The 20,175-nt window shown below is 61.4% G+C and carries 12 protein-coding genes and 2 pseudogenes; 5 read left to right on the plus strand and 9 right to left on the minus strand.

Going from position 1 to position 20,175, the window contains the following annotated elements; genetic code table 11:
• Positions 1-145 precede the first annotated feature (145 nt).
• Positions 146-2,134: an alpha-1,4-glucan--maltose-1-phosphate maltosyltransferase gene (locus tag ACLD1Y_RS21670; RefSeq protein WP_429479855.1), complete on the minus strand. Its 1,989-nt coding sequence runs from the start codon at positions 2,132-2,134 to the stop codon at positions 146-148.
• Positions 2,135-2,337: 203 nt separating this feature from the next.
• Here ACLD1Y_RS21670 and ACLD1Y_RS21675 point away from each other — a divergent pair, with 203 nt between their 5' ends.
• Together ACLD1Y_RS21675 and ACLD1Y_RS21680 are read left to right on the plus strand one after the other, a co-directional pair.
• Entirely contained in the window at positions 2,338-2,523 is a 186-nt protein-coding gene (locus tag ACLD1Y_RS21675) for a hypothetical protein (RefSeq protein ID WP_429479856.1), read from the plus strand.
• A gap of 136 nt (positions 2,524-2,659) precedes the next feature.
• A complete protein-coding gene (locus tag ACLD1Y_RS21680; protein WP_429479857.1) occupies positions 2,660-3,664 on the plus strand; it encodes a M10 family metallopeptidase C-terminal domain-containing protein in 1,005 nt (334 codons plus the stop codon).
• Between the two features lie 7 nt (positions 3,665-3,671).
• Here the strand turns inward: ACLD1Y_RS21680 and ACLD1Y_RS21685 are convergent, their stop codons facing one another.
• Positions 3,672-4,166, minus strand: a complete 495-nt coding sequence (locus ACLD1Y_RS21685) for an MgtC/SapB family protein (protein ID WP_429479858.1) — start codon at positions 4,164-4,166, stop codon at positions 3,672-3,674.
• A 119-nt stretch (positions 4,167-4,285) separates the two neighbouring features.
• Here ACLD1Y_RS21685 and ACLD1Y_RS21690 point away from each other — a divergent pair, with 119 nt between their 5' ends.
• The 3 genes from ACLD1Y_RS21690 to mapR all read left to right on the plus strand — a co-directional run bounded on the left by ACLD1Y_RS21690 (position 4,286) and on the right by mapR (position 7,707).
• Positions 4,286-4,525: a DUF3203 family protein gene (locus tag ACLD1Y_RS21690; protein WP_429479859.1), complete on the plus strand. Its 240-nt coding sequence runs from the start codon at positions 4,286-4,288 to the stop codon at positions 4,523-4,525.
• A gap of 184 nt (positions 4,526-4,709) precedes the next feature.
• The gene (ccoG, locus tag ACLD1Y_RS21695) at positions 4,710-6,119 is read left to right on the plus strand and encodes a cytochrome c oxidase accessory protein CcoG (protein WP_429479860.1); all 1,410 of its coding nucleotides are present in this window, start codon (positions 4,710-4,712) and stop codon (positions 6,117-6,119) included.
• A 178-nt stretch (positions 6,120-6,297) separates the two neighbouring features.
• On the plus strand, positions 6,298-7,707 hold the full coding sequence (gene mapR, locus ACLD1Y_RS21700; RefSeq protein ID WP_429479861.1) for a GntR family transcriptional regulator MpaR: 1,410 nt from the start codon (positions 6,298-6,300) through the stop codon (positions 7,705-7,707).
• Between the two features lie 114 nt (positions 7,708-7,821).
• On the opposite strand, the pseudogene ACLD1Y_RS21705 reads toward mapR, so the two are convergent.
• From ACLD1Y_RS21705 to ACLD1Y_RS21735, 7 genes and pseudogenes are all read right to left on the minus strand, one after another.
• Positions 7,822-8,031, minus strand: a pseudogene (locus ACLD1Y_RS21705) (PLP-dependent aminotransferase family protein); the annotation flags it as partial.
• Positions 8,029-8,736: pseudogene (locus ACLD1Y_RS21710) on the minus strand (SDR family oxidoreductase); the annotation flags it as partial. The pseudogenes ACLD1Y_RS21705 and ACLD1Y_RS21710, both read right to left, overlap by 3 nt.
• Positions 8,737-8,790: 54 nt before the next feature.
• Positions 8,791-10,887, minus strand: coding sequence for a putative bifunctional diguanylate cyclase/phosphodiesterase (locus ACLD1Y_RS21715; protein ID WP_429479862.1), 2,097 nt, complete (start codon positions 10,885-10,887; stop codon positions 8,791-8,793).
• A gap of 299 nt (positions 10,888-11,186) precedes the next feature.
• Positions 11,187-12,638 (minus strand): efflux transporter outer membrane subunit, encoded by a 1,452-nt coding sequence (locus ACLD1Y_RS21720; protein WP_429479863.1) that lies wholly within the window; start codon positions 12,636-12,638, stop codon positions 11,187-11,189.
• Positions 12,635-15,742, minus strand: a complete 3,108-nt coding sequence (locus ACLD1Y_RS21725; RefSeq protein WP_429479864.1) for an efflux RND transporter permease subunit — start codon at positions 15,740-15,742, stop codon at positions 12,635-12,637. The genes ACLD1Y_RS21720 and ACLD1Y_RS21725 overlap by 4 nt, the downstream gene beginning before the upstream one ends.
• Positions 15,739-18,840 (minus strand): MdtB/MuxB family multidrug efflux RND transporter permease subunit, encoded by a 3,102-nt coding sequence (locus ACLD1Y_RS21730; protein WP_429479865.1) that lies wholly within the window; start codon positions 18,838-18,840, stop codon positions 15,739-15,741. Before ACLD1Y_RS21730 ends, ACLD1Y_RS21725 begins: the two co-directional genes overlap by 4 nt.
• A complete protein-coding gene (locus tag ACLD1Y_RS21735) occupies positions 18,837-20,141 on the minus strand; it encodes an MdtA/MuxA family multidrug efflux RND transporter periplasmic adaptor subunit (RefSeq protein WP_429479866.1) in 1,305 nt (434 codons plus the stop codon). The genes ACLD1Y_RS21730 and ACLD1Y_RS21735 overlap by 4 nt, the downstream gene beginning before the upstream one ends.
• Positions 20,142-20,175 lie beyond the last annotated feature (34 nt).

The following is a 20,175-nucleotide window of genomic DNA, read 5'->3' on the forward strand; positions in this document are numbered from 1 at the left end:
ATACACTATTTTTTGCAGGCCGGACCCGGTCGAGATGTGGGAGCGGGCTTGCTCGCGAATGCGGTGAATCAGTCAATGAATTCGCTGGCTGACACGCCGCATTCGCGAGCAAGCCCGCTCCCACATTTTTGATCTCCACAAGGACTTAAGAGGTGGTAATGCGCCAAATCCCAAACGGGGTATGGGGCTCCAGCCGCATCCACTGGGTCTTGCCATACCAGGTCCAGCGATGGCCATTCATCAGGTCTTCACCCTGGGTCTGGGCATCGTCCGGCAGGCCCAATTCCCACAGCGGCAGTTCAAAATTGGCTTCCTGGGCGTTGTAAGGGTCAAGGCTCACCGCAACGAGAATAAAGTTGCTGCCATCCTCACTGCGCTTGCCGAAGTACAGGATGTTGTCGTTCCACACGTTGTAGAGCTTCAAACCGAGGTGGCTCTGCAATGCCGGGTTTTGCCGGCGGATGCGGTTGAGCTGGGCGATCTCGGCGATGATGTTGCCTGGCGCGGTGAAGTCGCGGACGCGGATTTGGTACTTCTCTGAATCCAGGTACTCCTCCTTGCCCGGCACCGGCGCGGCCTCGCACAACTCGTACCCCGAATACATGCCCCAAAGGCCCGAGCCCATGGTGGCCAGTGCGGCGCGGATCAAAAAACCGGGGCGCCCGGATTCGTGCAAGAAAGCCGGGTTGATATCTGGCGTATTGACGAAGAAGTTCGGGCGGAAGCACTCGCGCAACGGCGATTCGTTGAGCTGGGTGAAGTATTCACTCAACTCGGCCTTGGTATTGCGCCAGGTGAAATAGGTGTAGCTCTGTGAATACCCAACCTTGCCCAACCGCGCCATCATCGCGGGTGTGGTAAAGGCTTCGGCCAGGAAGATCACCTCGGGGTGTTTGGAACGCACGTCGCTGATCAACCATTGCCAGAACGGCAACGGCTTGGTGTGGGGATTGTCGACACGAAAGGTCTTCACCCCCTCTTCCACCCAACCCACCACGATATCCCGCAGTTCGGTCCACAGGCTGGGGATGGCGTCGGCTGCATAGAAGTCGACGTTGACGATGTCCTGGTATTTTTTCGGCGGGTTTTCCGCGTATTTGATCGTGCCGTCCGGGCGCCAGTTGAACCAGCCTGGATGCTGCTTGAGCCACGGGTGGTCCTGGGAGCATTGGATGGCGAAGTCGAGGGCGATTTCCAGGCCGTGGTCGGCGGCGGCCTGCACCAGGCGGCGGAAGTCATCGCGACTGCCCAACTGCGGGTGGATCGCCTCGTGGCCGCCGTCTTCGCTGCCGATGGCATACGGGCTGCCCGGATCATCGGGCCCGGCGGTCAGGGAATTGTTAGGGCCTTTGCGGTGGCTGCGGCCGATGGGGTGGATCGGCGGGAAGTACAGCACGTCAAAGCCCATGTCATGGATCATCGGCAAGCGCGCATGCACGTCGTTGAAGGTCCCGTGGCGCGCCGGGTCGTCGGTGATCGAGCGGGGAAACAGCTCATACCAACTGGCAAACAGCGCCGCTTCGCGTTCAACATCAATCGGGTAAACGGTGCTGATGCTCAGGTAGGCACGGTGGTCGGCCTGGGTCATCAGGTGTGCACTGTCTTCGTGCAAGAACAGCGCGACTTGCTCGGTTTCCAGCAGGCCGGAGAGTTCGTGGTGCAGCAACATCAGGCGGTCGCGCAGTTCGTTGTCACTGCGCTCGGCGGCTTGCAGCACCAGGCTGCGGCCTTCCTGCAACTCCAGGCTGACCGGCACCCCGGCCTCGTGCTTCTTGCGCAGTTCGTAGCAGAAGCTGGCGAAGGTATCGATCCAGGCTTCGATGCAGTATTCGTGGGGGCCAAGGGCGGCGACGGTAAACGCGCCCTCCCAGCCATTATTGCCCACATCGCTCATCACCACGCTGTGCCAGCTTTCATCGTGCAAGGCGCGCCAGCGGATCAGCACCGCAAGCTTGTCATGGCCGTCGGCAAACACTTTGCTGGTCACATTCACCCGCTGGCCAATCACGGCCTTGACGGCAAATTCGCCGCCGTCGATCACGGGCATGGTGCTTTCGATAGCGATCCTGGGCAGCAACAAGGCCTGGGATAGCGGTAACAAGGATTGATCTTGGGTCAGTGTTTCAGCAGTCATCGAGCATCTTCCCCTTACGCCCTGTGGACGCTCTTTGCTTGATCCGAATTCTGATACGGCCGCGCTCTCCCTGAGCAGGCCGTCATAGGTCCGAGCCCGAGCCCGCGTTAAAAGTTCAGGTGGATGTGCCGCCATTGGGCGGGGAATCAATTCGCCCTGGCAGCTGTCCACCGATAGAGCAAAGCACAAAGGAGGCCACACCGATGAATATCCCGATCCCGGCTGAAACGCCCGACCCGAATATCGACGACCCAACGCTACCGCCCGTTGAACCACCGCCCGTTCCGGAGCAAGAACCGCCTGAGAACGAACCACCCCCTGTGCAGGAACCTCCGAGTACGATGCCGCCGGTGATCGCAGGATCCTCGCCCCAAACCCTTGCGCGATAATGGATGTTTCCTACAGAAATAGAGGGGATGCTCGCAAGCCATGCCGCCGCCAATAGTGCTGATATTGACCCGCGCAAGTGTCAATTTCAGGACGTTGATACACGTCCTCCGCCTAAACAGCTTAAGAGGAAGCGTCATGTCGACCATCCCCACCACACAGCACCGCTCGCCCGCTTTGCACACCAGCCTGAACGGCGCCACGCCGAACGTCACCCCCTCCCTCGAGGCCATATCCCCGGAGGCTCTGAATGCCCTGTTGCGGCCTCAAGCGGACCCGCCAAGAAAAGCCAAGCTGCCGGAGCCTGCGCCGGATTTTGCCCTGCTGGAGCAAGACCTCGACAGCCTGGCAAGCCGAGTGGGTAAAGACAGCATCGCTGCCCTGATCCGCGATCCAAGCGCCCAAACCTCTACGGACCTGCGCAACACGCTCACGCACGTATTGACTGCCGATAAAATCAACGCCCTTTTATCCCATCCCAATGCACAGGCTTGCTCAAAAACCCTCACCGAAATCACCACCCACCTGAACCAAGAGGCACTCGATGCTGTGCTCACCCCTCACGAGGAGGAGCAGGTCGATGCGTATCGCAAATACGTTGAGGCCGAACTGTTCAATCTGAAATACCGCCTGTCATCAGCCCCCGCCAGCAGCCGCTTCAATTTAATTCGCGCTTCGATTGATCAAAAACATCATTACCTGACCGACATCCAGCAGCACTTGAACGTCGTGGCGCAACGGGCCACGTGCCTCTACGACATCGCCACCCTGGCAAAAAATGCGAACGAGCCGTTGAAGTACCTGCATCCCGATGACTGGGACAGGCGCCGGGATGAATCGCAAAACGTACCGAGCCCGGCGATCTTTCGCTACAACCACACCAGCGAGTCGACGCTAGACGCACCCAGCGAAATCAAGAATTTCGTACATGGCCGCGACAAGCTGGACGTTTCAGGCATCAGCAAGCAACTCAATAAGGCATTGCAATGGGTGAACCAGCTATCGGGAGCCAGCGGCGAAATACAGCTCAACTATTCACCCGACCACAATGCGAGCGTATTGGTAATTTCCGGCAACAAAGGCCAGCCTGCGTTTGTGGCCAGGATAGAGGGGCGACTCAAGGAAACTGACCTTGTGACGTGACCTGGCGTCAACGCGGCTGTTCGAAGAGCTTGACCATTTTCGGCATCACGCTGAACACCGCCAACGCCAACAAAGTACTCAGCACCGCTGTCGATTCGCGGCCCAACCCGGCCGAGACCCCAATCGCAGCGGTCATCCACAGGCCGGCGGCGGTGGTCAGGCCTTTTACGTGGCCCTCTTCATCGTCCTTACCCTTGATGATGGTACCGGCGCCCAGAAAGCCAATCCCCGCTATCACCCCCTGCACTACCCGGCTCATGGCATCGGCCTGGTTGCCGGACATCTGCGGCACCATCACGAACAACGCCGCGCCCAACGCCACCAGCATGTGGGTACGCACGCCGGCCGCCTTGCCCTTGCTCTCGCGCTCAAACCCCAGGATGCCCCCGAGCACGGCGGCGATCAGCAGGCGCACGGTGATCTGGGTCAGTTGCCGGGCATCGCCCACGTCGGCGAATTCGGCTTGCAGGGTTTGCCACACTTCGTGCCACCAGGCATCCATGGGTGCTGTCCTTTGTAATTGTTGGTAAAGGATGGACAGCGCCGACCGCCAGTCAGTTGCCTGGAACTGGCGCCGCGTGCCAGGCCCTAACGTTCACAGCCCGTGAAAAGGAGATCGGCATGACCGTACGTATCGAAAACCACCTGTGCTACTTCAAGCTCGATGAGGATGGGCAGGAGCAAAGTCTGCCCGCTACGCGGGTCAACGTACTGACCGACAATGACAAAGCCATGTCCTTCGTGGAATTGGCAGGCCAGCGCATCTACATCACCGAGGCCGAGGCCGACGCGCTCACCGTCGAAGGGGCCACGGATGGGCGTAACCATGTGAAGGCCGAGGAACCTGGTTCGTTGATTTAGTTGATCTGTATCAGCGCCTTCCACTTTAGGCTGCACCCCAAGCGCCATAGGGTGCAGCACATTGTCGCAGCAGGTGCTTACACAGGCATCTGATCCGCTTTTTATCGTCATGCCTGAGTCTGTTATGCAAACAGCCCTCCGCGCATAGTTCATCGGCCTGATGGAGGCTGATGAGCGAACGACCATGAGCGAACGAATCCCAACCGTGGAAATTTTTGAGCCCATACACCCAAAGAAGGTGAAGGCCAAATCCAGCGACAACCTGATCCATACCCGCAGTTTCACCGGCCTGTTCCGCACCTTGCGCGTGGCCGGTGCAGGCTTTTTGTTCCTGGCCTTTTTCGGCACCGTATGGCTGAACTGGGGCGGGCGCCAGGCCGTGTTGTGGGATCTGGCCGAAAGCAAATTCCACATTTTCGGCGCTACCTTCTGGCCCCAGGATTTCATCCTGCTGTCGGCACTGTTGATCATCTGTGCGTTCGGGCTATTTGCGATCACCGTATTCGCCGGCCGCGTGTGGTGCGGTTACACCTGCCCGCAAAGCTCGTTCACGTGGTTATTCATGTGGTGCGAAAAAGTCACCGAGGGCGAACGCAACCAGCGCATCAAACTGCACGCTGCGCCCTGGAACCTGAACAAACTGGCGCGGCGCTCAGCCAAGCACACCTTGTGGCTGGGTATCAGCGTGCTCACCGGGCTGACGTTTGTCGGTTACTTCACCCCGATCCGCCCGCTGGTTGGCGAACTGCTCACTTGGCAAACGGGCGGCGTGAGCCTGTTCTGGGTCGTGTTTTTCACCGCCGCCACCTACCTCAACGCCGGTTGGCTGCGCGAAGCGGTGTGCATGCATATGTGCCCGTATGCGCGGTTCCAGAGCGTGATGTTCGACAAAGACACCCTGACCATTTCCTACGATGCGGCGCGTGGCGAGCAGCGTGGCCCGCGCAAACGCGAGGTCAAGCCCGCCGACGTTGGCCTGGGCGATTGCATCGACTGCCAGCTGTGCGTGCAGGTGTGCCCCACCGGCATCGACATCCGCGATGGCCTGCAAATGGAATGCATCGGCTGCGCGGCGTGCATCGACGCCTGTGACTCGATCATGGACAAGATGGGCTATGCCCGTGGCCTGGTGAGCTATACCAGCGAGCATCAACTGCAAGGCGGCAAGACCCACCTGCTACGGCCGCGCCTGATCGGCTACAGTGCCGTGCTGCTGGTGATGATTGCGGCCTTGGTGGTGGCGTTGGTGCAACGGCCGATGGTGTCCCTGGATGTGACCAAGGACCGGGGCCTATTCCGCGAGAACGCCCAGGGCTTGATCGAGAACATCTACAGCCTGAAAGTCATCAACAAAACCCAGCAGCGCCAGGACTACCGCCTGGAACTGGTGGACGCCGAGGGCTTCCAGTTGCAAGGCAAGACCGAACTCAGTTTGGCGCCGGGGGAAATCAGCGATGTGCCGGTGTCGGTGGCGCTGCTGGCGGACAAGCCGGCGAGCAGCTCGCAGACGTTGCGCTTCAAGGTGACGGATGTGGATGAGCCGTGGGTGTATAGCGCGGCGGATAGTCGTTTTGTGGCGCCGCTCAATCGCTGAGAATTGCAGTGTCAAGAACACCGAAGATCCACTGTGGGAGCGGGCTTGCTCGCGAATGCGGTGGGTCAGTGGTGAATCAGTAGACTGATACACCGCTTTCGCGAGCAAGCCCGCTCCCACACAAGCCCGCTCCCACATTTTGCTCTACGTACATCCTGAAAATTTGTTCAAGGCCCCCATGAAACGCTACGAAAAATTCGCCGAAGACATCGCAGAACTCATCCGCTCCGGCGTCCTCGGCCCTGGCCAGCGCGTGCCGTCAGTGCGGTATGCCAGCCAGACCTACGGCGTCAGCCCGTCCACGGTGTTCCAGGCGTATTACCTGCTGGAGCGCCGTGGCCTGATCCGTGCGCGGCCGCGTTCCGGGTACTTCGTCAACACCCACGCACCCAGCCCGTTTTCCGAGCCGGTGGTGAGCGAGCAGGTGCACGAGTCCACCGAAGTCGATGTGAGCGAGTTGGTGTTCTCGGTGCTCGACTCCATCAAAGACCCCAACACCGTGCCCTTCGGCTCGGCATTCCCCAGCCCCATGCTGTTCCCGCTGCCGCGCCTGGCGCGCTCCCTGGCCAGCGCCGGCCGCGCGATGGACCCACGCCTGGTGGTCACCGACATGTCGCCGGGCAACCCGCAACTGCGCCGGCAAATCGCCCTGCGCTACATGGTCGGCGGGCTGATGTTGCCCATGGAAGAACTGCTGATCACCAACGGCGCGCTCGAAGCGCTGAACCTGTGCCTGCAAGCCGTCACCGAGCCGGGCGACCTGGTGGCCATCGAAGCCCCGGCGTTCTACGCCTGCCTCCAAGTGCTGGAACGCCTGAAACTCAAGGCGGTGGAAATTCCCGTGCACCCGCGCGATGGCATCGACCTGGCCGCCCTTGCGCAAACCCTGGAGCGCTACCCGATCAAGGCCTGCTGGACCATGACCAGCTTCCAGAACCCCATGGGCGCCACCGTGCCGGAAGCAAAGAAACAGGCGCTGGTGGAACTGCTGCGCACGCACCAGGTGCCGCTGATCGAAGATGACGTATACGCCGAGTTGTACTACGGCCAGCACGCCCCCAAACCGGCCAAGGCCTTCGACACCGAAGGCCTGGTGATGCATTGCGGTTCATTTGCAAAAAGCCTGGCCCCCGGCTATCGCGTTGGCTGGGTGGCGGCCGGGCGTTTTGCGCAAAAAGTCGAGCGCTTGAAGCTGATGACCTCGCTGTGCCCGTCGATGCCGGCCCAGGCGGCGATTGCCGATTACCTGCAACATGGCGGCTACGACCGGCACTTGCGCAAATTGCGCTATGCCCTGGAAGAACAGCAAAGCGCGATGCTGGCGGCGATTGCCCGCTACTTCCCGGCCCAAACCCGGGTCAGCCAACCAGCCGGTGGGTATTTCCTATGGCTGGAGTTACCGGAGCAAACCGACTCATTGAAGTTGTTCCAGATGGCCCTGGCCCAGGGCATCAGCATTGCGCCGGGGCCGATTTTTTCGGCGACCCAGCGCTTCAGGAACTGTATTCGCTTGAACTATGGCAGCCCTTGGACCGAGGCGTCGGAGAAGGCGATGGAGACGTTGGGGCGGATTGTGCGGTCGTTCTAAGCGTGGGGTGCCTGTTCTGGCCCCTTCGCGAGCAAGCCCGCTCCCACACTTGGAATGCATTCCAAGTGTGGGAGCGGGCTTGCTCGCGAAGGGGCCAGAACAGGCACCCCACGCTTAGAACGACCGCACAATCCGCCCCAACGTCTCCATCGCCTTCTCCGACGCCTCGGTCCAAGGGCTGCCATAGTTCAAGCGAATACAGTTCCTGAAGCGCTGGGTCGCCGAAAAAATCGGCCCCGGCGCAATGCTGATGCCCTGGGCCAGGGCCATCTGGAACAACTTCAATGAGTCGGTTTGCTCCGGTAACTCCAGCCATAGGANATACGAGGCCTTATCCGACAACAACCAGATAATCGCCTCCGCCACCTCATCCGGCCGCCCGCCACGGGCCATGGGGATGCCCGATTCCAGCTTGCTGACCCGATCCGGGTCGCCACTCAGGGCATGGAAGTCGGTGAAGATATAGCCAGGCCGCACCGCATTTACACGAATGCCCTCGCCCGCCACTTCTTTGGAGAGGCCCAACGTAAACGTATCCAGGGCACCTTTGGACGCCGCATAGTCGACGTACTCACCCGGCGAACCCAAGCGCGCCGCCACCGACGACACGTTGACAATGCTGCCACCCTGCCCGCCATGCTTGGGCGACATGCGCAGCACCGCATGCTTGGCGCACAGGATCGGCCCCAGCACGTTGGTCTTCATGATCTTGAGGATGCGGAACTCGGACATTTCGTCCACCCGCGACTTGTGCCCCACGGTGCCGGCATTGTTGACCAGCGCCGTGACACGGCCCAGTTCGGCGTCAACCCGGTTGAACAGGCCGATCACTTCATCTTCGATGCTCACGTCCGCGCGCACGGCAATGGCCTGGGCGCCCAAGGCGCGGACCTGTTCAAGTACGCGGTGGGCGGCCTCATCGTCGGACTGGTAGTTGATGCAGATGCGATAGCCCTGGCGTGCGGCCAGCAATGCCGTCTCGGCGCCAATCCCACGGCTGCCACCGGTGATGATGACGACTTTGTCCATGCGTGCGGTCTCCTGATTCAACCTGATGTTTATGGCTGCACCCAAGAATAACCGTCACGCACGGCTTTTGTCAGGCGTCACGGCGTCTTCGGCGCGCTGGATATCAGCCATGAACGTGTCGGCCGGCAACGGATGGCCCAGCAGATAGCCTTGCAGGGAGTTGCAGCCCAGACGGGTGAGGAAGTTCTGCTGTACGTCGGTCTCCACGCCTTCGGCCACGATGCGCAAACCCAACGCCTGGCCGAGGGCGACAATGGCCGAGACGATGGCGGCGTCGTCACTGTCGTGCTCCAGGTCGCGTACAAAGCCGCGGTCGATCTTGAGTTCGTTGGCCGGCAGGCGCTTGAGGTACATCAGGCTGGAATAGCCGGTGCCGAAGTCATCGATGGACAGGTCCACGCCCATTTCCGAGAGTTGCTGCAACACCGTCATGCTCGCATCGGCGTCGCTCATGGCGGTGGTCTCGGTGATTTCCAGGGTCAGGCTGTTGGCTGGTAAGCGGTGGCGCTCCAGGGCGGTGGCCACGCTCTTGACCAGCCCGGCGTGACAGAACTGCAACGCCGACAAGTTCACGGCAATGCGCCAGTCTTCGTAACCCTGGGCATACCACAGGCTCATTTGGCGGCAGGCTTCATTCAACACCCAATCACCGATGGGAATGATCAGGCCAGTCTTTTCCGCCAACTCGATAAATGTCGCGGGCAGCAACAGGCCCTGTTGGGGATGCTCCCAGCGCAGCAAGGCTTCGGCGCCCACCGGGATACCACTGACTGCATCGAACTTAGGCTGGTAGTACAGGCGAAATTGCTGGTGTTCGATGGCATTGCGCAGGTCCTGCAATAACTGCAATTGCTTGCGCGCGTTGGTGTTCATCGACACGTCAAAGAAACTGTAGCCGTTCTTGCCCATGCCCTTGGCGTGGTACATCGCGGCGTCGGCGTTCATCAGCAGTTCCTGAGGGTTGCCACCGTTACCAGGAAACATCGCGATACCGACACTGGCGGAAATATTCAGCTCATGCTCGGCGACCTTGAAGACGCGGTTGATCAGGCCGACCTGGCGTTCGGCCAAGCGCAGGGCATCGTCGGGCTGGTTCAGTTGCACCAATAACACAAACTCATCGCCGCCGATGCGGGCAAGGGTGTCCTGGCTGCGCAGGTCTTCACGCAGGCGCAGGCCTACTTCGCGCAGCAGTTGGTCGCCCATGTGATGGCCGAAGGCATCGTTGACCGGCTTGAAGCCGTCCAAGTCGATAAACATCAGGGCAAAGCAGCCACCGTGCTCCTTGACCGATTGCATCGATTGCTGGATACGGTCGGCCAGTAAGGTGCGATTGGGCAGGCCGGTGAGCATGTCGTGCAGGGCCAGGTGGGTCAGTTCCTGGTTGGCTTGGCTGAGGGAGTCGGCCAGCACGGCGGTGCGCGCCTCCAGTCGGGCATCGAGCAGCGAGGTGAGCAGCGCAAAGCCCAGTACCGCCAGTGTGGTGACCAGCACCAGGTTATCCAGGCCTTTGCCGCTCAGACCGTTCAGGGCGGCACCACAGAAACTCTCGTCGGCAAAACGTGCTGCCGCCATGCCGGTGTAATGCATGCCTACGATGGCAAACCCCATCACCACCGCGGCCCCGCCGCGCAGCAGGCGCACGTACGGCGTTTTACGCCGCAGATTGTAGGCGATCCACAGCGCGGCCCCCGATGCGGCAACCGCTATCAGCAGCGAGGCGCCGAATAGCGTCGGGTCATAGTCGATACCCGGTGTCATGCGCATCGCGGCCATGCCGGTGTAATGCATGGCGGCAATACCCGCCCCCATCACCAGTGCGCCAAATGCCAACTGCCAGGCGGGTAACTGCGGCTGGCTGATCAGCCATAACGCAAAGCCGCTGGACAATACGGCAATCAACAACGACAGCGCCGTGATAGCGAAGTCAAAACCCAAGGCAAACGGCAGACGCAGCGCCAGCATGCCGATGAAATGCATCGACCAGACGCCGATGCCCATGGCAATGGCCCCACCGGCAATCCACAAATACACCGTGCGACCCTTGGCCGTCGCGATGCGGCCCGAGAGGTCCAGCGCCGTATAGGAAGCAAGGATCGCAACGAACAGGGAGATCACGACCAGAGAGGGAGAATAGCTACCGATGAGCATGGGACTTCTCGAGACTGACGGGCCTGAAAAGCCCGTGCCAGGTGGCAAAGCGGGCGATTGTAGCGAGAATAATTCTTGTACAGTTGATTTATTAGCGTATAGCCATCACTGGCTTTTTGACGTCAATTCAATGGCTTGAAAACCAGGCTAACCGAAGCCTATTGGATCCGAATGTGGGAGTGTGATTGCCTCTGTGGTGAGCAGGATTATTGGGGTGGCAGGGATTGTTGTGGTGATCAGGGTTGTTGTGGTGAGCGGGCTTGCCCACCACAACTGGCCCGTACACATTCAGTCCGTATTCAGTCCGTGCTTACAGGCGTCTGCCCGTCCCAGCCGCCGCCCAGCGCTGCAATCAACTGCACACTCGCCACCAGCCGGGTCTGCAATAGCGTCAACACCGTACGCTCATTGCTCAGCGCCGTGGCTTGCACGGTGACCACATCCAGGTAGGCGATCAGCCCGGCCTTGTATTGGTTCTCCGTGAGGCGCAGGGATTCACGCGCAGCGTCCAGCGCTTCGTTGCTGACCACCGCCTCGTCTTCCAGCACCTTGAGTTGCACCATGTAGTTTTCCACTTCGCGGAACCCATCCAGCACGGTCTGGCGGTACTTAGCCACGGTCTCGTCGTAGCTGGCCACGCTGCGGTCAACTTCCGCAGAGCGCTGGCCGCCGTCGAATAGCGTCATCGCCAGTTTCGGCCCCACCGACCAGAAACGGTTTGGCAGGCTGATCCAGTCGGCATAGGTGCTGCTGGAATAACCGCCGGCCAGGCTCAGGCTCAAGTCCGGGTAATACGCGGCCTTGGCGACACCAATATTGGCGTTGGCGGCGATCACCGAGCGCTCAGCCGAGGCGATGTCCGGGCGACGTTCCAGCCATTGCGACGGCACGCTGACCGGAATCTGCGGCAATGCAGGAATGCTCTTGCTCACCGCCAGGTTGAAGTTGGCCGGGGCTTCGCCGATCAGCACGGCAATCGCGTTTTCCAACTGGGCGCGCTGCCAGATCAAGTCGATCAGGCTGGCCTGGGTGGATTTGAGCTGGGTTTGCGCCTGGGCCACGGCATCCTTGCCCGAAACACCGGCGCGGTACTGGTTTTCGGTCATGGTCAGCGAGCGCTGGTAGGCGTCGAGGGTGGCTTGCAGCAGGCGGGTCTGTTCGTCCATGACCCGCAGCTGCAGGTAGTCCTGCACCAGTTCCGATTGCTGGCTCAGGCGCATCGCCGCCAGGTCTGCCGAACTGGCTTGGGCGCTGGCTTCATTGGCTTCCAGGCCACGGCGCAACTTGCCCCAGATGTCCGCCTCCCAGCTCACGCCCAGTTGTGCGTTCAGGGTGTCGCGGATACCGCTGCTGGAGCTGCTGAGGCTCGCGTTGCTGCTGCCAGTGCCTTGGCTGGCGCGGGTCTTGCCCGCGCTCAGGTCCACCGTGGGGAAGAATGCGCCGCGCGCACTGCGTACCTGAGACTGGGCTTGGCGAAAACGCGCTTCGGCCTGGGCCACGGTCTGGTTGGAGGTGTTCAGGCGTACGACCAGGTCATTGAGCTGCGGGTCACCGTACAGTTCCCACCAGGCGCCACGGGCCAGGGAATCGCTGGGAGCAGCCTGGCGCCAGCCTTGGGCTTGCTTGAATTGCACCGGCTCGGCGACTGACGGGCGCTTATAGTCTGGGCCAATGGCACAGGCACTGAGCAATGTGCCGCACAGCAGCAGCATCAACAGCTTCCCACCCTTGATGTTTGTTGAATCGGTCATAGCGCAGTGTCCAGGGCAGCATCGGTCCGCACGCCGCGCCAAGCATTGAAGCGATGGCGCGCGCGGTCGAGATAAAGGTAAACCACCGGGGTGGTGTAAAGGGTCAGGATCTGGCTGAACACCAGGCCGCCGATGATGGTCAGGCCCAGGGGGCGACGCATTTCGGCACCATCGCCCGTGCCCAGCAGCAAGGGCAAGGCACCCAGGATAGCCGCCAGGGTAGTCATCAAGATCGGCCGCAAGCGCAGCAGGCACGCACTGCGAATCGACTCCAGTGGGCCCATGCCGTCGTTACGTTCCAGCTGCAAGGCCAAGTCGATCATCAAGATGGCATTTTTCTTGACCACACCAATCAGCAGGAATAAGCCAAGCAACGAAATCAGGCTGAACTCGCCACCCGTCAGGTAGATCGACAGCAACGCGCCCACACCCGCCGAGGGCAAGGTGGAGAGGATGGTCAGCGGGTGGATATAGCTTTCATACAAAATACCCAACACCAGGTACACCGCCACCAACGCGCCGAGAATCATGAACGGCTGGCCCTTCTGGGTCGCCGCGAACGCGTCGGCGGTGCCGGCCATCTTGGCGATCACATCTTCCGGCAGCCCCACCTTGGCAATCGCCCGCTCGATGGCGGCCGTGCCCTGCTCCACCGTGACGCCGGGCGCCATGTCGAAGGCGATGTTTTCCGAAGCGAACTGGCCTTCATGGCTGACCCGGTCATCGGCCAAACTGTTCTCATAATGGGCGATGGTCGACAGTGGCACCCGCGCGCCATCGGCGGTGATCACCTGCATCTGGTTGAGGGTGATGGGGTCCTGGGCGTATTTGGGGTTGACCTCCATCACCACCTGGTACTGGTTGAGGCTGTCATAGATGGTGGAAATCTGCCGCTGGCTGTAGGCGTTGTTGAGCACCGCGGTGACCATGCTCATGTCGATGCCCAGGCGCTTGGCCTGGTCGCGGTCAACCACCAGCGTGACCTGCGCCGCACCGCGGCCTTCACGGGCATCGATGGCCGTGAGCTCTGGCAGTTCGCGCAAAGCCGCAACGACCTTGGGATACCACAGGCGCAACGCGGCCAAGTCGCCACTTTGCAGGATGTAGGAATATTGCGCGCTGGTCTGGTCGCGGCTGCCGCCAAATTGCAGATCCTGGTCGGCCATCAGGAACAAGCGCCCACCCGGTACCAGCGGCACGTCCTTGCGCAGCCGCTCGATCACCGCCTGGGCCGAAACCTTGCGCTCGCTGATAGGCTTGAGGCGCACCAGCATCACGGCGTTGTTGGTGCCGTTGTTGCCGCCGATAAAGCCGGCCACGCTCTGTACCGCCGGGTCCTTGAGCACGGCGACGCGAAACGTCTCCATCTTCGGCTGCATCACATTGAACGACAGGCCATCGTCGCCGCGCACAAAACCGATCAACTGGCCGGTGTCCTGTTGCGGCATGAAGGTTTTCGGCACGACCACGTAGAGTGCGATGTTCACACCCACCGTGATCAACAGGCTGAGCAGCGTCAGGCGGCGATGGCGCAGCACCCAGTCCAGGCTGGTGGCGTAGCGGGATACCATGCGGTCGTTGAGGGTCTGGCTCCAGCGCTGCAAACCGGTCATCCGGCCTTTGATGTGGGGCTTGAGCCAGCGGGCGCAGAGCATGGGGGTCAAGGTCAGCGAGACCACCAGCGAAACTATGATCGCCGCTGACAAGGTGATGGAAAACTCGCGAAACAGGTTGGTGACGATCCCGCCCATAAACAGGATGGACAGGAACACCGCCACCAGCGACACGTTCATCGACAGCAAGGTAAAGCCGACTTCCTGGGCCCCCAGGTACGCCGCCCTCATCGGCGGCACGCCGTCGTCGATGTGGCGGGAAATGTTCTCCAGCACCACGATGGCGTCGTCGACCACCAAGCCGGTAGCCAAGATCAACGCCATCAGCGAGAAGTTGTTCAGCGAAAAGCCAAACAGGTACATCACCGCGAACGTCCCCACCAGCGACACCGGCACGGCCAGCGTCGGGATCAGCGAGGCGCGGAAGTTGCCGAGGAACAGGTACACCACCAGGATCACCAGGGCTACGGCAATCAGCAAGGTCATCTCGGCTTCATGCAGGGTCGCGGTGATCACCGGCGAGCGGTCCATCGCCAGGTTGAGCTTGACGCTGGACGGCAGCACCGCCTGCAACGCTGGTAACTGTGCCTTGATCTGCCTGACGGTCTCGATGATGTTGGCACCAGACTGGCGGTTGATCACCAGCAGCACCGCGGGCTCATTGTTGAAGAAACCACTGTTGTAGCGGTCTTCTACACCGTCGCTGATCTTGGCCACATCCCCCAGGCGCAGCGCTGCGCCGTTCTGGTAGCGAATCAGCAGCGGCTCGTAGTCCTTGGCTTTTTCCAACTGGTCGTTGGCCTGGATCTGCCAGTTGCGCTCACTGTCTTCCAGCGAGCCTTTCGGTCGGCGCTGGTTGGCGTTGGCAATGGTGTTACGCACATCGTCCAGGGCCACGCCGTATTGGTCGAGGGCCTTGGGTTCCAGTTCAATCCGTACCGCCGGCAGGGAGCTGCCGCCAATCTGCACCTCGCCCACCCCCGGCACTTGGGACAGGCTTTGGGACAGGATGGTCGAGGCCAGGTCATACAGCTGGCCCTTTTGCAGCACATCCGAAGTCAGCGACAGCACCATGATCGGCGCCTGGGACGGGTTGATCTTCTTGTAGGTGGGCATGCTGCGCATGCCGCTGGGCAACAGGTTGCGCGAGGCGTTGATCGCCGCCTGCACTTCCCGCGCCGCGCCGTTGATGTCGCGGTCGGAGTCGAACGCCAGGATCACCCGCGTCGAGCCCTGGCTCGACGAACTGCTCATGGTGGTAATGCCAGCAATCGCACCGAACGAGCGCTCCAGCGGCGTGGCCACCGTAGACGCCATCACCTCGGGGCTGGCGCCGGGCAGGCTGGCCGATACCACGATCACCGGGAAGTCGATCTGCGGCAGTGGCGATACCGGCAACAGGTTGAAGCTCACGCCGCCCAGCAACATGATCGCCAGGCTCAGCAGCATGGTGGCTACCGGCCGGCGAATGAAAGGTCCGGACAGGTTCATGACTCAACCGGCTCCAGGCTTTGCGGCTCTTTGCGCCAGCGGCGGCCAAGGCGGTCGAAGTACAGGTAGATCACCGGCGTGGTGAACAGGGTCAAGACCTGGCTCACCAGCAAACCGCCGACCATCACCAGGCCCAAGGGTTGGCGCAGCTCAGCGCCAGAACCGGTGGCCAGCATCAACGGCACCGCACCGAACAACGCGGCCAGGGTGGTCATCAGGATTGGCCGGAAACGCAGCAGCGCCGCCTGATAAATCGCGGTCTGCGGGTCCAGGCCTTGGTTGCGTTCGGCGTCGAGGGCAAAGTCGATCATCATGATCGCGTTCTTTTTCACGATACCGATCAGCAAGATGATGCCGATGATCGCGATCATCCCCAGGTCATTGCCGCTGATCAGCAAGGCCAGCAAGGCCCCCACGGCAGCGGATGGCAAGGTGGACAGAATGGTGATCGGGTGGATGTAGCTCTCGTAGAGCACCCCCAGCACGATGTACATGGTCACCACCGCCGCCAGAATCAGCAGCAAGGTGCTCGACAGCGACGCCTCGAATGCCTGGGCGGCGCCTTGGAACTGGGTCTGCACCCCCACCGGCATGCCGATGTCTTTCTGGGTCTGGTTGATCAGGTCCACGCCTTTGCCCAGCGCCACGCCGGGGGCCAGGTTGAACGACATCATCACCGCCGGGAACTGGCCGATATGGGCAATCGCCAATTGGGCCTGGCGTTGTTCGACACGGGCGAGGCTGGACAGGCGTACCTGGCCGCCATCGGTGGTTTTCACGTGGATCTGGTTCAGGGCCGCCGGGCCGAGGGTTTCCCCGGACTGGGCCTGCAACACCACGCGGTATTGGCTGGCCTGGGTGTAGATGGTGGAGATCTGCCGCTGGCCGAAGGCATCGTACAGCGCGTCGGTGATGGTCGACACACTCACCCCCAGGCGCGAGGCTGCATCGCGGTCGATCACCAGGAACACTTGCAGGCCTTTGTCCTGCAGGTCGCTGGCCACATCGGTGAGTTCCGGCAACTGGCTGAGGGCATGCACCAGTTTGTCGCTCCACAGCGCCAGCAGATCGGCGTCCGGCGAGGACATGCTGAACTGGTACTGGGTGCGGCTTACGCGGTCTTCGATGGTTAAATCCTGCACCGGTTGCATAAACAGACGGATGCCCACCAGCTTGTCGATTTCCGGTTGCAGGCGGGTGATTACCTGGGCCGCGCTCAAGTCGCGCTCGCCATGGGGTTTGAGGTTGATCAGCAAGCGGCCGCTATTGAGGGTGGCGTTATCGCCATCCACACCAATATAGGAAGACAGGCTCTCCACGGCGGGGTCGGCCAGGATGATCTTGGCCAACTCCTGCTGACGCTGGCTCATGGCGGCAAAGGAGATGGACTGCGGCGCCTCGGAAATGCCTTGGATAACTCCGGTGTCCTGCACCGGGAAAAAGCCCTTGGGCACCACCAGGTACAGGAACACGGTCAGGCCCAGGGTGGCGATGGCCACCAGCAGGGTCAGCGGCTGGTGCTTGAGCACCCACTGCAACTTGCGCCCGTAGGCTTCGATCAACCAATCGATCCAGGCACCGCTGGCCTTGTAGAAACGGCCTTGTTCCTCTTCCTTGGGTTCACGCTTGAGCAACCGCGCGCACATCATCGGCGTGAGGGTCAGGGACACCACGAGGGAGATCAGGATCGCCACCGCCAGGGTGATGGCGAATTCACGAAACAGGCGCCCTACCACATCGGCCATGAACAGCAGCGGGATCAGTACCGCGATCAGCGACAGGGTCAAGGACACCAGGGTGAAACCAATCTGCTTGGCGCCCTTGAGCGCGGCCGCCATCGGCGTCTCGCCCTCCTCGATATAGCGGGAGATGTTCTCCAGCATCACGATGGCATCGTCCACCACAAAACCGGTGGCGATGGTCAGGGCCATCAGCGTCAGGTTGTTGATGGAGAACCCCGCCAGGTACATCACGCCAAAGGTGCCCACCAGCGACAGCGGCACGGCGATGGACGGGATGATCGTAGCGCTGACCCGGCGCAGGAACAGGAAGGTCACCATCACCACCAGGGCAATGGCGATCAGCAATTCGTGTTGCACATCGGTAACCGAGGCGCGGATGGTCTGGGTACGGTCGGTGAGCACCGTTACGTCCAGGCCGGCCGGCAGGTTGTCGGTGATGCTGGGTAGCAGCGCCTTGATGCGGTCGACCACTTCGATCACGTTGGCGCCCGGCTGGCGCTGAATGTTCAGCAACACGGCCTGGTTTTCATTGGCCCAGGCAGCGAGGCGTTCGTTCTCGGCACCGTCGACGATCTGGGCCACATCCTTGAGGCGCAGCGGTGCGCCGTTGTTGTAGGCCAGGATCAATTCGGCGTATTGCTGGGGCGAGACCAACTGGTCATTGGCGTCGAGCATCGACACGCGGGTGGGGCCGTCAAAGTTGCCCTTGGGCTGGTTGACGTTGGAGGCGGCGATCAGGGTGCGCACGTCCGACAGGTTCAAGCCGTTGGCGGCGAGGGCCTCGGGGTTGACCTTGATGCGCACGGCCTGGCGCTGGCCACCGGCGATGCTGACCATGCCGACGCCGCTGATCTGGGCGATTTTCTGCGCCATGCGCGTGTCGACCAGGTCATTGAGCTTGGGCAGCAACATGGTCTTGGAGGTGATGGCCAGGGTCAGCACCGGGGTATCCGCCGGGTTGACCTTGTTGTACACCGGCGGCGCCGGCAGGTCCTTGGGCAGCAGGTTGGTGGCGGCGTTGATCGCGGCCTGCACCTGCTGCTCGGCGACGTCCATATTGATATCGAGGTTGAAACGCAGGGTGAGCACCGAGGCGCCGCCTGAGCTGGTAGACGCCATCTGCGTCAGGCCGGGCATTTGCCCGAACTGGCGCTCCAGTGGCGCGGTGACTGCGCTGGTCATCACGTCCGGGCTGGCACCAGGGTAGAGGGTCATCACCCGGATAGTCGGGTAGTCCACCTGGGGCAAGGCCGACACCGGCAGCAAGCGATAGGCGATGATGCCGGCCAGGACAATGGCCAGCATGCTCAGCGTGGTGGCGACCGGGCGAAGGATAAACAGCCGCGACAGGTTCATGAACCGACCTTTTGCGCCTTGCCGGCGCTGGCGCCGGTCTCCCCTTTGGCGGCGGGCTTGCCTTGCAGGTGTTCAGTCGGGGTGGTCAGGACTTCACTGCTGTCGTTGACCACTTCGATCTCGCTGCCGTCCTTCAAGCGGTCGGTGCCTTCCAGCACCACACGGTCGCCGGCGACCAGGCCTTCCTTGATCACGGTGTTGTCACCATCGGTGTCACCGACCACCAGGGGCTGGACCTTGACCTTCTTGTCGCCATCGAGCTTGTAGACAAAGGTGCCCGTGTTGCCGAACTGGATCGCGGCGGACGGCGCCAACACCACGTTGTGCAGGGTGTCGGCCAGCAAGTGCACGTTGACGAACTGGTTGGGGAACAAGGCCTGGTCCTTGTTATCGAAACGACCTTTGAATTTCAGGGTGCCGGTGGTCACGTCGATCTGGTTGTCGAGACTTTGCAGCACGCCGACCGCCTGTTTTTTCACGTCGCCACGGTCCCAGGCTTCCACCGGCAGCTTATTACCGGCGTGGTAGCGGCTAAGAACGGTGTCGAGGGTGTTTTCCGGCAGGGTGAAGACCACGTTGATCGGCTGGGTCTGGGTAATCACGGCGATGAAGGTGGTGTCGTTGGCCGCCACCAGGTTGCCCACGTCGACCTGGCGCAAGCCCACGCGGCCACCAATCGGTGCGCGGATCTTGGTGAATTCGAGGTTGAGCTTGGCGTCGTCCACCGCGCCCTGGTTGGTCTTGACCGTGCCCTGGTATTGCAAGACCAGCGCTTCGGCGGTGTCCAGGGTCTGCTTGGCGATACTATCCTGGGCGTAAAGGCCGCGATAACGCTCGACGTCAACCTGGGCGTTTTTCAACTGCGCCTGGTTTTGCAGCAGCGTCCCCTGAGCTTGAAGCAAGGCGTTCTGATAGCTGCGCGGGTCGATCTCGGCCAACAGGTCGCCAGCCTTGACCATTTGCCCTTCTTCAAAGGCGATCTTTACCAACTCGCCGCCCACCCGGCTGCGCACATTGATGGTGTTGAGCGCGGTTACAGTGCCCAAGGCCTTGTAGTACACCGGGAATTCCCCTTGTACCGCCGGCGCCACGCGCACCGGAATAGGGCCTGTGGAACCGCCGAAGCCCGGGCGCATCATCCCCGACTTGCCGGCACGCCCAGCGGGTTTCTGCTCGGCGCTGTCCTTGTGGCTGGCAGGCCAGAATTTCCAGCACAGGCCGGCGATAACCAGCAGCACAAGCAGGCCAAACAGCCAGCGGCGGGACTTACGGGGGGACGATTGCATGGATTGATCAACCATTGGGCGCGAGAGCTTCTTCTTTGGGAGGCTGAAA

The sequence above is a fragment of the Pseudomonas sp. 18175 genome (assembly GCF_050432925.1).
Classification (GTDB): Bacteria; Pseudomonadota; Gammaproteobacteria; order Pseudomonadales; family Pseudomonadaceae; genus Aquipseudomonas.

Bases quoted from the DNA above. Each gene is read 5' to 3' on its own strand.
- ACLD1Y_RS21670 (WP_429479855.1), bottom strand. From the start codon at position 2,134: ATGACTGCTGAAACACTGACCCAAGATCAATCCTTGTTACCGCTATCC.
- ACLD1Y_RS21675 (WP_429479856.1), top strand. From the start codon at position 2,338: ATGAATATCCCGATCCCGGCTGAAACGCCCGACCCGAATATCGACGAC.
- ACLD1Y_RS21680 (WP_429479857.1), top strand. From the start codon at position 2,660: ATGTCGACCATCCCCACCACACAGCACCGCTCGCCCGCTTTGCACACC.
- ACLD1Y_RS21685 (WP_429479858.1), bottom strand. From the start codon at position 4,166: ATGGATGCCTGGTGGCACGAAGTGTGGCAAACCCTGCAAGCCGAATTC.
- ACLD1Y_RS21690 (WP_429479859.1), top strand. From the start codon at position 4,286: ATGACCGTACGTATCGAAAACCACCTGTGCTACTTCAAGCTCGATGAG.
- ccoG (WP_429479860.1), top strand. From the start codon at position 4,710: ATGAGCGAACGAATCCCAACCGTGGAAATTTTTGAGCCCATACACCCA.
- mapR (WP_429479861.1), top strand. From the start codon at position 6,298: ATGAAACGCTACGAAAAATTCGCCGAAGACATCGCAGAACTCATCCGC.
- ACLD1Y_RS21715 (WP_429479862.1), bottom strand. From the start codon at position 10,887: ATGCTCATCGGTAGCTATTCTCCCTCTCTGGTCGTGATCTCCCTGTTC.
- ACLD1Y_RS21720 (WP_429479863.1), bottom strand. From the start codon at position 12,638: ATGACCGATTCAACAAACATCAAGGGTGGGAAGCTGTTGATGCTGCTG.
- ACLD1Y_RS21725 (WP_429479864.1), bottom strand. From the start codon at position 15,742: ATGAACCTGTCCGGACCTTTCATTCGCCGGCCGGTAGCCACCATGCTG.
- ACLD1Y_RS21730 (WP_429479865.1), bottom strand. From the start codon at position 18,840: ATGAACCTGTCGCGGCTGTTTATCCTTCGCCCGGTCGCCACCACGCTG.
- ACLD1Y_RS21735 (WP_429479866.1), bottom strand. From the start codon at position 20,141: ATGGTTGATCAATCCATGCAATCGTCCCCCCGTAAGTCCCGCCGCTGG.